9 protein-coding genes are annotated in these 13,956 nt (G+C 67.6%); 1 reads left to right on the forward strand and 8 read right to left on the reverse strand.

Going from position 1 to position 13,956, the window contains the following annotated elements:
• Nucleotides 1–30: 30 nt before the first annotated feature.
• The 7 genes from IEY33_RS04535 to IEY33_RS04565 all read right to left on the reverse strand — a co-directional run bounded on the left by IEY33_RS04535 (nucleotide 31) and on the right by IEY33_RS04565 (nucleotide 10,561).
• Entirely contained in the window at nucleotides 31–1,914 is a 1,884-nt protein-coding gene (locus IEY33_RS04535; RefSeq protein ID WP_188961087.1) for an amylo-alpha-1,6-glucosidase, read from the reverse strand.
• 93 nt (nucleotides 1,915–2,007) lie between these two features.
• Nucleotides 2,008–3,537 (reverse strand): carbohydrate ABC transporter permease, encoded by a 1,530-nt coding sequence (locus tag IEY33_RS04540; protein ID WP_229670767.1) that lies wholly within the window; start codon nucleotides 3,535–3,537, stop codon nucleotides 2,008–2,010.
• On the reverse strand, nucleotides 3,534–4,613 hold the full coding sequence (locus IEY33_RS04545; RefSeq protein WP_229670768.1) for a carbohydrate ABC transporter permease: 1,080 nt from the start codon (nucleotides 4,611–4,613) through the stop codon (nucleotides 3,534–3,536). The genes IEY33_RS04540 and IEY33_RS04545 overlap by 4 nt, the downstream gene beginning before the upstream one ends.
• Before the next feature lie 175 nt (nucleotides 4,614–4,788).
• Nucleotides 4,789–6,027 carry an ABC transporter substrate-binding protein gene (locus tag IEY33_RS04550; RefSeq protein ID WP_188961088.1) on the reverse strand — a complete coding sequence of 413 codons (1,239 nt, stop codon included), beginning with the start codon at nucleotides 6,025–6,027 and terminating at the stop codon, nucleotides 4,789–4,791.
• Between the two features lie 26 nt (nucleotides 6,028–6,053).
• On the reverse strand, nucleotides 6,054–7,058 hold the full coding sequence (locus IEY33_RS04555; protein ID WP_229670769.1) for a LacI family DNA-binding transcriptional regulator: 1,005 nt from the start codon (nucleotides 7,056–7,058) through the stop codon (nucleotides 6,054–6,056).
• Between the two features lie 526 nt (nucleotides 7,059–7,584).
• The gene (allB, locus tag IEY33_RS04560) at nucleotides 7,585–8,961 is read right to left on the reverse strand and encodes an allantoinase AllB (protein WP_188961089.1); all 1,377 of its coding nucleotides are present in this window, start codon (nucleotides 8,959–8,961) and stop codon (nucleotides 7,585–7,587) included.
• Nucleotides 8,962–9,049: 88 nt separating this feature from the next.
• Nucleotides 9,050–10,561 (reverse strand): NCS1 family nucleobase:cation symporter-1, encoded by a 1,512-nt coding sequence (locus IEY33_RS04565; protein ID WP_188961090.1) that lies wholly within the window; start codon nucleotides 10,559–10,561, stop codon nucleotides 9,050–9,052.
• Between the two features lie 238 nt (nucleotides 10,562–10,799).
• Here IEY33_RS04565 and IEY33_RS04570 point away from each other — a divergent pair, with 238 nt between their 5' ends.
• A complete protein-coding gene (locus IEY33_RS04570; protein ID WP_188961091.1) occupies nucleotides 10,800–11,513 on the forward strand; it encodes a GntR family transcriptional regulator in 714 nt (237 codons plus the stop codon).
• 528 nt (nucleotides 11,514–12,041) lie between these two features.
• Here the strand turns inward: IEY33_RS04570 and IEY33_RS04575 are convergent.
• Entirely contained in the window at nucleotides 12,042–13,628 is a 1,587-nt protein-coding gene (locus IEY33_RS04575; protein ID WP_188961092.1) for a thiol-activated cytolysin family protein, read from the reverse strand.
• Nucleotides 13,629–13,956 lie beyond the last annotated feature (328 nt).

Genomic DNA, 13,956 nt, shown 5'->3' on the forward strand with positions numbered 1-13,956 from the left:
CCGTGCTTTCAGGCTGCGTGCGGCGGAGCTTCAGCCCAGGGGCGCGACCGGCTCGCCCGGTGCGGCGGGTGCCGGAACCGCGATCAGGTGCGCGAGTGCCAGCGGGATGGCCGCATCCCAGCCCTGCGGGTGGCACGCGGCCGGGTACGGGACGGGCGGGCCGTCCGTGCGCGCGAATCCCGCGAACAGTTCCGGCAGGCGCGCGTCCGTCGCCCAGTTCGCGGCGTCGTACAGGTCACGCGCGACCCTGCGGGCCTCCTGCTCGTAGCCGTAGCGCTCCAGCCCGAGCGCGAAGACCGCCGTGTCGTGCGGCCACACCGACCCGTTGTGGTACGACACCGGGTTGTAGCGGACCTCCTGCGTGCCGAGCGTCCGCAGGCCCCACCCGCTGTACAGTTCCGGCCCGAGCGCGGCCTTCACCACCGCGCCCGCATGTTCGGGCGGAATGACGCCGGTCCACAGCGTGTGCGCCGGGTTGCTCACCAGCACCCGCAGCGGGCGCTTCTGCCCGTCGAGGGCGTGCGCGTAGTACCCGCGTTCCTCCCACCAGAAGTCCGCCTGCACCTTCTCGCGCAGGAGGCGCGCCCGCTCCGTGTACCTCCGGGCGGCCGCCTCGTCGCCCGTCAGGCGCGAGAGCTGCGCGCCCGCCAGGTACGCCGCGTACGCGTACCCCTGCACCTCGATCACGGCCACCGGACCCTCGGCGTCCTGCCCGTCCGCGCCGAAAGTGCTGTCCCCGCTGTCCTTCCAGACCTGATTGCGGATGCCGCCCTCGTGCGGGGTGTACTCGATGAGCAGGTCACCGTCCGGGTCGCCGTCCGTCATCATCCACCCGAGGGCCGCCTGCCAGTTCGGCTGCAGTTCCGCCGCGAGGTCCGGGTGCGTACGGCTCAGCTCCCCGACCAGCCACACGAACAGCGGCGTGGCGTCCGCCGTCCCGAAGTACGGCGTGAACGGCGTCTCGCCGAGCCGCGTGAGTTCGCCGGTGCGTTCCTCGTGCAGGATCTTGCCGGGCGCCTCCAGCGTCCGCGGGTCGTGCCGCTGGCCCTGGTGCGCCGCGAGGTAACGGGCCACGCCGAGCGCGATGTCCGGCCGGTGCGGGAGGACGAGGTGCGCGATGATCAGCGAGTCCCGCCCGAACGGCGCGACGAACCACGGCAGGCCCGCCGCCGGGAACGGCCCCTGCGGCGTGTGGAACAGCAGGCTGCGCAGGTCCTGCAGGCTGCGTTCCAGCACGCGCTGGTCCTGCGCGTCCGGCAGGGTGAGTGGCGGCAGCCACGCGCCGTACTCCCGTGCGAGCGCGTCCGGGTCGGCGGGCCTGGGCGACTCGTCGTCCTGCAGGGCGCGGACCGTGACCGTCAGGTCGAGGGCCGTGCCGTCCGGCGTGCCCGGCACCTCCCACGTGAGGGCCGTGCCGTCCCACGTCCCGGCGGGCGACGCCGTCACCTCGGTGCGGCAGCGCAGGCCGTCCCGCGAGGCGTAACTGAACGTGACGCCGCCGCTGCCGGGCGTGACCAGCACGTCACGGGGCGGCTGCTGCTGCCAGCCGCGCACCTCGAACATGTCCACGAAGTCCGCCGCGAGTTCCAGCCGCAGGGTGTGACGCTCCGGCGTGTACGTCCGGACGACCACGTGGTCCCGCAGGCCGCCCTCGCTGACGGTCAGGTTCCGGCTCAGGCCGGTGTGCATGGTGTACCCGAGGTTCGCGTTCCCGGCCTCCTCGCTCATCCAGAACGGGGCGCGCAGGTGCTGCACGAGCGGCTGGGGCGCCTCGCCGTCCAGCAGCCAGCGGTACGTGCACAGGTGCCGGGTGTCGCGGCGGTAGAAGCCGGACTCGCCGCTGCTCACGGCGTACTGCGCGTCGGCGACGAGGTAGAGTTCGTGTTCCTTGAGGACGGTTCGGGTGCTGAGCATAGGACTCCAGGAGAAGGGGGGGCGCGCCGGGGCGCGGCTCCGGCCCGGGGGAGGGCCGGGGAGAGGCGAGGAGAAGTGGACGACCGGGAGCGGTCAGCCTTTCACGGCGGCGTCCGTGCCGCCACTGACGAAGTACCGCTGGAAGACCACGAACACCACGATGACCGGGATGGCGCTCAGCACCGCGCCCGCCAGGATCAGGGCGTAGTCGCCCTGCCCGCCGTACAGTTCACGGAAGTTGCTGAGGCCGACCGTGAGCGTGAAACTGCTCTGGTCGCGCAGGATCACGAGCGGCCAGAAGAAATCGTTCCACGCGCCCTGGAAGGTCGTGATGGTCAGTGCGATCAGGGCCGGACCGGCCTGCGGCAGCATGACGCGCCAGAAGGTCGTGAAGGGACTCGCGCCGTCGATGCTGGCCGCCTCTTCGAGTTCCTTCGGGAGGCCCTCGAAGAACTGCTTCATCAGGAACACGCCGCCCGCCCCGACGAGGCCCGACACCCACAGCCCCCAGATGTTCAGCAGGCCGAGGTTCTTCAGTACGAGGTAGTTGCTGACGAGCGTCACCTGCGTCGGGACCATCTGCACGAACAGCACCGCCAGGAAGATCAGGCTGCGGCCAGGAAAGCGCAGGCGGGCAAGGGCGTACCCGGCGAGACTGGCGAGCACCACGGAACTCACGACCTTCAGCGCCGCGATCAGGAAGCTGTTCAGCGTCCAGCGCAGGAACAGGCTCTGGCCCGTCTCGACGACGTTCGTCTCCCGGAACGCGCGGCGGTAGTTGTTGAAGGTGTACCCGAGCACGCCGGGCGTGATGTTGCGGAACGCGTAACTGCGCGAGAAGTTCTGAATGTCGCTCGGCGGGAGGGTGGTGGAGGCGAAGCTCTGCCCGCGCTGCACGTCCACCTGCAGCGGCGTGCGTTCCAGCAGCGGGCCGCTCAGCACGTACCGGTCGTCCGCCTGCACGAGCCGGACCGGCTGGTACTCGCTCAGGTCGAAGGCGTGCGACTGCGCTTCGGGCGTGTCGAGCACCACCGGCACCACCCGGCCGTCCTGCAGGCGCGCGCGGAGGTCCGCGCCGTCCGGGGCGCTCAGGACCGCGTCCACCAGCTTCCCGGACGTCCGGGTCAGGGACGGGTACGTGACCGTGACCCGGTAGCGGTCCCCGGCGGGCGTACGGACGGGCGCGCCGAGCGTCACCTGGGCGTAGTCGCTCGCCTGCGCGTACTTCACGTTGCCGACCAGGCTGGTCGGCTGGTACGTGAAGAGCGCCGCGCTCGGCGGGCGGGCCGCCTGCCCCGCGCGGGTGGCGACCGTCACCTCGAACGTCACCCTACGGCCCGGCACGAGACCGCCCTGCCAGCCGTCGCCGCTGCCCGCCACGCCCAGCCGGTACGCGCGGCCGATGGCGGCGGGCGTCAGCTGCGGCACGATCAGGCGCGGGGGGTACTCGTTCGGGTTCTCCTTGACGCTGCTCAGCACGCCCATCAGGAACGGCCCGAGAAAGAACACGCTCATCACGAGCATGAACAGGTACAGCCACCCGGCCCGCGCCCAGCGGCGACGCGCGAGCCAGCGCTCCCGGCCCTGCACCGGCGCGGGGAGGGCCTCACGGACGGCCGTCACGACCCGCTCTCCGGCGCGACGAAGAACCGCCGCTGCACGAACACCAGCGCCAGCGTGATCAGTGCCAGCAGGATTGCGGCGGCCGACGCGAGGTTCACGGGCGCCACGCCGTTCTGGAAGGTGTTGCGGTACACGTAGTACGCGAGCGTCACGATGGTGTTCTGCGGCGCGGCGCTCCCGATGATCGCCACCTGGTCGAACATCTGCAGCGTCCCGATCAGGCCGACCGTCACGACGTAGAACGTCACGGGACGCAGCATCGGCACCGTCACGTTCAGGAACTGCTGCACCGGCGTCGCCCCGTCGATCTCGGCCGCCTCGTACAGCGCGCCCGGCACGCCCTGCAGGCCCGCCAGGAAGAACAGCATCAGGGTCGGGACGGTCGTGAAGACGTTCTGCGCGATGATCACCAGCATCGGCACGCTGATGACCTGCACGCCGCCCACCTGCACCCAGCGGTCCGCGAAGTACTGGTAGTCGAGCGGCACGGCCTCACGCACGTGCAGCACGCCCGTCACCGTCAGGACGGCCGTCACGGCGCCCGCCAGCAGCGCGCTCACCACCAGCAGCGCCGGATCGAGCGCCCTGGCCGGCAGGGAGCGCGAGCGTTCCCAGGCGACCTGCACCGCCTGAATCACCACGAGCAGCAGCAGGAACGCGCCCACCACCGGCAGCGCGGCCCCGAGCTGCGAGAAGAGGTAGTTGGCCGCGCCGCGCCGCTGGAACAGCCACAGGAAGATCAGCGTGATGACCACGCTGGACGTGATGCTCGGCATGTACCACGCGGCCCGGAAGAACGCGAGGCCCCGCAGGCGGCGGTTGAGCACCACCGCCATCAGCAGGGCGAACACCGTCTGCAGCACGGTCGTGATCACCGCGTACAGCAGCGTGTTCGTGAGCGCGCGCCGGAAATTGGTGTCCGAAAGCACGTCCCCGTACGGCTTCAGGCCGATCAGGTGCGGGGTGTTGAAGAGGTTGAAGTCGCTGAACGAGTAATACACGGCGCGCCCGAAGGCGTAGAAGAAGAACACCGCGAGCACCGCCAGGAACGGCATTAGGAACGCGTAGGCCGTCACGGTCGAAGATCCTCTGCTCTGCACGGTCACCTCCCGCCTGAATTCAGGGTGGACACAGACCGATCGGTCCGTTCCGTGGGGACGGCCGACCGGGAAGAAGGAAGGGAACAAGGGGTGGTGCGGGCCAGTCGTTCGCGGCCGGGAAGACCGGGCCTGTGCGGCTGGCCGCGGCGGGTCAGCGGTTCTGGAAGGCGTTCATGTCGCTCTGCGCCTTCCTGAGCGCGTCGGCGGCGCTCTTCTGACCGCTGAGGACGGCGGCGAGCGCGTCGTTGATGGGTTTGCTCCAGTCACTGCCCTGCGGGCCGAACGTGAAGCCCCTGACGTTCCCGTCGGTGCTGCCGTCGAAGATCACCTTGCTGTTCAGGGCGCCCGCGTCGCTGCGCTTGAAGTACGCGCTGCTGCTCAGGGCGCTGCGGCTGGGGATGGCGAGCCCCTGCGACAGGACGTACTCCTGGGCCTGCGCGCTCGTGAGGGCGTTCAGGACCTTCACGGCCGCCGCGCGGTTCCTGGTGCCGGCGTTGATGGCCCAGCCGACCGTATACAGGAAGTTGCCGCGTTTCCCGGTCGCGTCCGCCCTGGGCAGCAGCGCCGTGCCGTACTTGAGGTTGGGGGCGTTGTCTTTCAGGAAGTTCACGATCCAGCCGCCTTCGATGGCGACGGCGACCTTGCCGGTCTGGAAGCAGCCGCCGCCCCAGTCCTTGCTCAGTTCGCTGGGTTGCACGCCGACCTTGTTCCGGGCGAGGCCGGTGTAGTAGTTGAAGGCCGACACGAAGCGCGGGTCGGCGAGGTTGGTGCGGCCCTTGGCGTCGAACTGCGTCCAGCCGGCCGCGTACGCGAACGCACCGAACCGGTCGAAGCTGGGCGGCAGGCACAGGCCGGAGTAGTCGCTGCCCAGCTTGCTTTTCACGTCCGTGAGCTTCTTCGCGAAGGTACTCCAGGTGTCCTGGGCGTTCGGGTACGCGACGCCCGCCTCGTCGAAGAGATCCTTGTTGTACACGACGCTCAAGGTGTTGAAGTCCTTCGCGACGGCGTACAGCTTGCCTTTGCGGGTGAAGGTCCGGTTGAGGCTGCCGATGAACGGGGTGCTGCTCACGAGGCCGTTGAGCGGCAGGACCTTGCCGGTCGCGACGAATCCGTCGAGCGTCTCGCCGGGCAGGTAGAAGACGTCCCCGGCGTTCCCGGCCGCGAGGAGCGTGGTGAGGCCCTTGTTGTAGTCGCCCTGGATCGGTTCGTACACCACGTTGATCTTGTCCCTGGCGAGGGCGGGTTTCACGAAGCGGTTGATGAGGTCGCCGACCACGGCGGGGTCGGTGCCGCCGTATCCGTTGATCTTGACGGTGACGCTCTGGGCGAGCGCGCCGGTGGGCAGGGTGAGGGCGAGCAGGGACAGGGTGAGGCGCGTGACTGGGTTCATGGGGTCTCCGGTGGGTGAAGGAGGGTTCAGGGCCGGGCGGCCGCGACGGTCTGGCCGGGCCGCAACTGCACGGGGATGAATTCGCCGCGGACCGGGTGGCCCGCGAGCGCTTCCTGCACGAGCGTGAGTGCGACCTCGGCGATGCGGGCGATGTCCTGGGCGACGGTGGTGAGCTGAAGCGGGAGCGGCAGTTCGGGCAGCCCGTCGAAGCCGACGACAGACACGTCCCGCGGAACCTGCACGCCCACGTCCGCGAGGGCGGCGGCCGCACCGACCGCCTGTTCGTCCGTCGCGGCGAAGCAGGCGGTGAAGCGCGTTCCGGCCTCCCAGGCGCGCCGCACGGTCCGGTACCCGTCGAGGACGGTGTATCCGCCCGGCAGCGTGTGCACGCGGGCATTCACGCGTTCGGCCACCTCGCGGAATCCGGCCTCGCGGTCCCGGGCGACCTGGCTGTCGCCCGTCCCGAGGAACAGCAGGTCGCGGTGTCCGGCGTCCGTGAGCTGCCGGGTGGCGAGGGCCGCGCCGCCCCGGTCGTCGGGCGCCACCCAGCGGTACTGCGGGTGGTGACCGATCAGCACGACCGGGACGTCACGCTCGGCGAGGATGGCGAGGCGGCGGTCGTGGGGCTTGATGTGCATGAGCACCACGGCGGACGGAAGGTGCGCGGCGTTCCCGAGGTCGCCGTGCAGGTCGAGGAGCTGGACGCCGGCGGGCGCGGTGTGCGCTTCGAGCGCCCGCCTGAACAGCACCTGGTAGGGGCTGAGGAGCGGGTCGCCGGGCAGGGTGGAGAGGCCGAGCGTCTGGCCGGTGCGCCAGGACAGGTGCCGTGCGGCGGGGTCCGGCACGTAGTTCAGGTCCTGCATGACGCGTTCCACCACGGCGCGGGTGCGGCTCGCGACGGTGCTGTGACCGTTGAGGACGCGGCTGACCGTTCCTTTGCTGACTCCGGCAGCGCGGGCGATGTCGTTGATGGTGGTCCTCTGCATGACGGAGCCTCGCTTGGGTGGGGTGGCGGACGGGTCGGTCGGCATGACCGATTGTAACCGGTTACAAAAGCATATGAACAGATTCACCGCCCGGATGCGGAATCTTGTAATCGGTTACAACGCAGCATCCCACCCCAACCCACCCGTGTCAACCCGCCCATCCTCAGCCACCCTTCACACGACGCCCGGACGCGAACAACACCCCGGGCGAACTGGCGCAGCACGAGCGGCCGCGTCAACACGACCGGGTCATACGGTTTCGAGGAGATGGAGGGGAGGTCGGCGCTGGTTCCGTCATCCCTGCAATCGGATCAAAACCGTACTTGTTGGTGCTCGCGGCCGGACGGCGGCTTCGCGTTCCGCCCGGCTGAACTCCAGGCGTTCAGCTCAACACCGTATGAGATCACTGATCAACCTGACGCAGAGGGCGCCGCTGATCAGATGCGTTGATCGACCTCCGCTTTCCCTGCTCGGAGCGACCTGGCGGTCTTCCTGGCCGACAGTTCAGTTCGGCCTCGCACAGCGGCGCGGCGGACTCGGGTCTTTCACCGCGACCGCAACGATACGGTGGTTACCGGATTCCCGCTGACGCAGGCGCCTTCACCGGGGGCAGCCACTCGCCCATCCGCAGGGTCTCGCGCGTCAGGCGACCGTTCGAGACCGTCTGCACGCCGCGCTGGTAGACGCTGAGCACCTGTGCCCCGAATCGGTGGCCGACGTACGCCGAGTGGGGATGCCTCGACTGGAGGTCGTCGGCCCGCAGGGTCCACGGCGCCCGAAGCGAGGCGAGTACCAGGTCGGCGTCCAGGCCCACCTTCAGGCTGCCTTTCCGGTGCGCGATGCCGGCCCGCACAGCCGGGGCGTGGCAGAGCATGCGGGCCAGTTCATGCAGCGGCAGTCCGCGCGCGAGCACGCCTTCACTCAGCAGCAGCGGCAGCAGCACCTGAACGCCGTTGATTCCGCCCCAGGCCCGCCAGATGTCGCTCACCGCCTTGTCCTCTCCCGGGCACGGAGAGTGGTCGCTCGCGAGCACGTTCACCTGTCCGGCCAGCACCTGTTCCCAGAGGCCGTCGGTGGCCTGTCTGGAGCGAAGAGGTGGCGCGCACTTGAATTCCGCGCCGCCCTGGACGAAGTCCTGGTCGGTGAGGAGCAGGTGGTGGGCGCACACCTCGGAGGTGACCGCCTGAGCGTCTCTCTGCGCGTTCAGCACCGCGTCCACCGCTTCCGGGGTACTCAGGTGTACCAGGTGAAGGTCGCAGCCGCTGTGACGGGCGAACAGCAGGGCGCGTCGGACCGCGTCGAGTTCCTGAAGTTCGTCGTGAGCGGTCAGCCAGGCGCGGGCATCGTCCTGCCCGGCGGCCCTCAGGCGTGCGGTGCGGTGAGCGATCAGCGCGGTGTTCTCGGCATGCACCGCCAGCACCGCGTCCAGCGCCGCGATCTGCTGCATGCCGTCGATCAGCAGACCGTCGGGCACGTAGGGAAAACTGGCGTCCGCGGTGTCGAGCATGAACGCCTTGAAGCCAGTCACCCCGCAGCGGTGCAGCGCACCGAGCTCGCTCAGGTTGTCGTCGATCAGGCCACCCCAGAGGGCAAAATCGACCACCGATTTCTGCTCGCCCAGTCCGCGCTTGAGTGCGAAGGCGTCCGGATTCACTGTGGCGGGCACGGCGTTGAGCGGCATATCGACCACCGTCGTCACCCCACCGGCCAGTGCGGCCCGGCTGCCGTGCGCCCAGCCTTCCCAGTGGCCGCGTCCAGGTTCGCTGAAATGCACGTGCAGGTCGACCGCGCCGGGCAGCAGCACCAGCTGGTCGGCCTTCAGGCGGGTCCGCGCCTTCGGCGGGTCGTCACCGATGAAGGCAATGCGGCCGTCCTGAATGCCGAGGCCGGTCTGGAAGGTTCCCTGCGGCAGGACCACCTGTGCGCCCTCGATCAGGGTATCGAGCATACGTCCCTCCTCTGCAGTTCGTTCTGCAGTCGGGACTGGCAGGGAAGCGGACGATCCGCTGCCTTCCCTGCCGGTACGGTCCCGTGAATCAGTCGGACGCGCCGAGGTTGGGGGCCACCTGGGCGGCACTGCGGCGCTCGGCACTGCTCAGGGCGTAGTAGAAGCCGGCCCCGAGGATCAGTCCGGTGAACCAGGCGAAGTTGGCGAGCGCGGAGAGGCCAGGGATGAAGGCGATCAGCAGGCCCATCAGCACGGCGGGCACCAGTGCCCAGATGGCCGTCGTGTTCCAGCCGTTCCGGTACCAGTAGCGGCTCCGGGCATCGGCGATGTACAGCGAGTCGAGGTCGATCTGGCCCCGTTTGACGAGATAGAAGTCGGTCAACAGAATGCCGAACAGCGGCCCGATGAACGCGGCCAGCGCGTCGAGGGTGAAGTGGATGACGGTCGGGTTGTTGAAGAGGTTCCAGGGCGTGATGAACACCGAGGCGACCGCCGCAATGAAGCCGCCGGTGCGCCACGAGATGAACTTGGGCGCGACGTTGCTGAAATCGAAGGCCGGCGACACGAAGTTGGCGACGATATTGATGCCGATGGTGGCGGTGATGAACGTAAATGCACCCAGAACGACCGCGAAGCTGCTGTCGATGCGTGAGACGATGGCGATCGGGTCGGTGATCAGCTTGCCGAACACTGGAATGGTGCCGGAGGTGGTGATGACGGTCACCAGACTGAACAGCAGGAAGTTCACCGGCAGGCCCCAGAAGTTCCCGCGCCGCACCTCGCCTGCACTGCGGGCGTAGCGGCTGAAGTCACCGAAGTTGAGCATCGGACCACTGAAGTAGGACACCACCAGCGCGGTGGCGGTGAGCATCGGGAAGAGGGCGGCCGTGCCGGTATAGCGGACTTCAGCGAGGCTCAGGCTGACGTTGCCGCCCGCCCTGACTGTGATGTAGATGGCCAGGACGAACATCACTGCGTACACGGCGGGCCCGGCGAAGTCGATGAAGCGCTTGATGGCGTTCATGCCGAACCAGAACACCACGGCCTGCAGGACCCACATCAGCATGAAGCCCGTCCAGCCGAGGGCGGAGAGGCCCAGGAAGCTCACCTGCGAGAGCGGCTGGAGTCCGGGAAAGAAGCGCAGCAGCACGATCACCAGGGCGCTCGATGCCAGGAAGGTCTGAATGCCGTACCAGGCCACCGCGATCAGTCCCCGGATGATGGCGGGTACATTGGCGCCGATCACTCCGAACGACAGGCGGCTGGCGACCGGGTACGGCACGCCCGCCTGCTGGCTGGGCCGCGACACCAGATTGCAGAACACGTTTACGATCAGAATACCGAGCAGCAGGGAGATCAGCACCGGAACCGGGCCGATGCCAAGGGCGAACAGGCTGCCCGCGAAGACGTAGCCGCCCACCGAGTGTACGTCGCTCATCCAGAACGCGAAGATGTTGTACCAGGTCCAGGTCTGCGGTCTCAGCGGAGCCAGATCCTGGTTGTAAAGGCGGTCACTGTACTCCGGGCGGCGTTCGAAGGTGGTGCTTCCCGCGCCGTGGTTGCCCGTCCCTGCACTGTCACTGTGTGCCGTCTGCGACATCTCTGCCTCCTGCGGGCCGTTCCCGGCCGGCGGTCTCGCTGCCCACGCGTCTGCGGGCTGTGGTCAGCGTACCAGGGATTGTCAACAATCTCAAGGACGGTCTGCAAAACGTTGCTCAAAAAAATGACAAAATGCAGATATATCTCAATAGCCTGGGAATTTTTTGCCCGAAAGTGACATAATGCGACACGAATGCGGAACCAGTTTCCAACGTCGTCCACGCGGCTGGCGTGCCAGAATGAACCCGCCGATGTGGACAGACCAGACCATCTACGAACACCTCATCCAGACCATCTACGAACAGCGGCTCACGCCGGGCACACGCTTGCCGGAACAGCGGCTGTCCCAGCTGTACGGCGTGGGCCGCGAAACGGTGCGGCGGGCCCTGCTGCGCCTGAGCGAGAAGCGGTACGTCGAATTGACACGAAACGTCGGGGCGCAGGTGGCCCGACCGACAGCGCGGGAGATGCACGACCTCTTCCACGCTCGGCGCGTGATCGAGAACGAGACCATCCGGATCGTGGCCCTCAACGTGACCTCGCAGATCGTCACGGCGCTCGAGAAGGTGCTGGACGAAGAGGCTGCCGCCCACACGCGCGGAGATCAGGCTGGAGCGATCCGGGCCTCAGGCAATCTGCACCTGACGCTGGCGGACTTCGCGGGCAACACGCTGCTCACGGCGACGCTGCGCGAGCTGATCTCACAGAGTTCACTGGCGATCGCGCTGTACAGTCATCTTCCGTTCACAGCGTGCCGCGACCACGACCACCGACAGCTCATCGGCGCAGTCGGAAGAGGAGACTGGCAGGCCGGACAGCGCCTGATGGCCGCACACCTCACCGAGATCGAAGCGCAGCTCTCAGACCTGCCGCTGCCCCAGCCGCAGGTCGATCTCGCTCACGCGCTGCAACTGGAGGGAAGCGTTCCCCGGGTTTCCGTCCCCCGAGGTTGAGTTCCCGACACCTTTCCGAGATACGCTTCGCCCCTGGGTTCAACCACGAAACCCTGCAACCGGGCGCGGAAAGCATTTTCGCCAGGACGTTCACGACTGATCGCCCGCACCAGAAGTGCGCCACGGATGTCACCTCTCTGCCGAGTCGGGAGGCCTGTGACAACCTCTATCGCGGGGGATTCAGTACACGACCAGGAACGGGGAATGCTGGGATAACGTTGTCTGGATAAATTTTTTTGTGATGCTGAAGGCGGAGACGGCGTTGAGTGAACTGTCATGAGACCGAGTACGGACACGTACAGCCGTTGTCAGATGGATCGAGATGCTCTACGACCGCTGCCGTCGTCGCTCTGCGTCGGGTATCAGGCAGCGGCGGCTTTCGGGGAGCAGGGCTGCATCCTGAACTGAGCCTCCACCAACTTCATGACCGACCATCGCGGGACAGGAGGTGCTGAACAGCGTATGCCGACCGGCCATGCAGTGAAGGCCGCCCCTGGACAGGGGCGGCCCTCACTGCCGGATCGGGAATCAGTATCCGTAGTTGAGGTTCACGGTGCCGGTGGTGCTGTTGGCGCCGATGATGAAGACAGGGTCCTGGGAGTGGCAGCCGGTGCAGGAGCGGTACTCGTTCAGCCGTTCGACGTTGTCCACGAAGACCTTGACCCGGACCTGCCAGCGGTAGCGTTTCAGGAACCCGGGGTCATAGGCCGAGGCACTCACCTTGATTTCATCGTCCCCGCCGGACATCAGGTTCGAGACGTTCAGGCGACCGGAGGCGGACGTGCCACTCAGGTTCTTGACGGTGTCGAAGTTCAGTGCGCCGGAGGTTTTCAGGCCGACGGAGGCGTCACCGCCGAGCTCGCTGACCTCGACTTCGACCTTGTGGCGGGGGCTGCAAGTGCGTTTGGTGTAGCTCGTGGTCCGCGTCATGGTGGCGAGTTGGTTGTCCCAGCGGCGCAGGGTGAACGAGAGCGGCTTCAGGGAGGAGAGGGGGACGTTCTGCCCGTCGAAGTAACTGAGCCAGCTTCCGCTGCGGATGACGCTGATGGTCGGATCGGCCAGGCCGCCCCACCCGAAGACGCGGACCACGGCCTCGTTGACGACCTGCTTGTCGTGAGCGCTCGCGGTGAAGCTCCCGCCGGCCTTCTTCTCTTCGTTCTCCCGGTACACGGCCTTGACCGACGCGTCAAGCTCCTGACTGGAGACGTTCGAGCTGAGGGAGAACACCAGCATGCGCCCGAACACCTCGTCGGAGACGTAGGTCGGGAGGTTGGCGGAATCGATCTCGCCGCGGGCCGCGAGGGCGTTCAGGTCATTGACACCGAAGCTGCTGTTGAAGAGCCCCTGGACCGGGGTATTGCCGTTCAGGTCCTGGGCAACCCGGAAGATGCTCTGATTCATCCGTACGAACACGGTGTTGCGGGCGTCGCTGCTGACGTTGCTGAACCTCGTCTGAATGCCGGCGCCCAGAGCATGCACGTCAAGACCCATCTTGACCGCCGCCTCGTTGAGGGACGAGGCCGTGAACGATTCGAAGTACACCGCCGCGCCGGGAAGGGCGTTCTGGCTCTGTGCGGTGCGGATCATGTTTCCGATCTGCGTGTTGACCTCGTTCATGGTGGCCGGGTTGGCGGTGGCCGTCTGACCGGTCGCACTCAGGTACAGGTCCGTGCCTAGCGCGATCGGCTTGCGGAGCGTGGACGGCACGTTGATCGGGTTGAGTGCACCGACCCCGAGGTTCACGTACTGCCCCTGAACCAGGGCCCCCGGATAAAGCATGCTGGAAGGATCGAAGCTCACGAGATCCTCGGGGTTGCTGGTGACGTCGACACGTTCGAGGTCACAGCCCTGGTCAGGCGGCAGCGGCACGGAGTTCTGGCCAGGCGCGCCGTTTGTCCACTGCCCCATCCGGAACAGTTGATTGACGTAATCCTGAGTGTCGTTCGCCGAGGTCGGGACGGTCTGCGCCTGCATTCCACGCTGGGCGGGACCTGATGCCGATATCACCTGGTTGATGTTCGGCAGGCCGGCCGTGAGCGGGGAGACGCCCAGCTGCTGTGCCCGCTGGCGCAGTTCGGACATGGGGGCGAGGCTGGTGGCGGCGGGGAGGTACACGTCGTCCGGTCCAGGCCCGGTCGGCTCACCGCCCCCCCCGCCTCCGCTGCCACAGTCGATAGAGGTGGGATCGCAGGGCTCTTCAGGAAGGACGTACTGCGTGCGGACATTGGCGCTGTCCTTTGCGGATGGCACCGGGGTGGTCCCGCAGGCCGAGAGGGCGACCAGGGCAGTGGAAACCAGGGCGAGACGAAGTCTGAAGTCGATCATGGTGAGCTCCTGTACGAGATGAGGGAAGGGGTGGGATGGCCGGGCCGAAGCCTGGGATGGTTGTACCGGCCGTGCTGGGAATCCTTGAGGAACCTGACGTCCGGGGGCCGGGTTCCCT

It is taken from the genome of Deinococcus aquiradiocola, from assembly GCF_014646915.1.
GTDB classification, from domain to species: domain Bacteria; phylum Deinococcota; class Deinococci; order Deinococcales; family Deinococcaceae; genus Deinococcus; species Deinococcus aquiradiocola.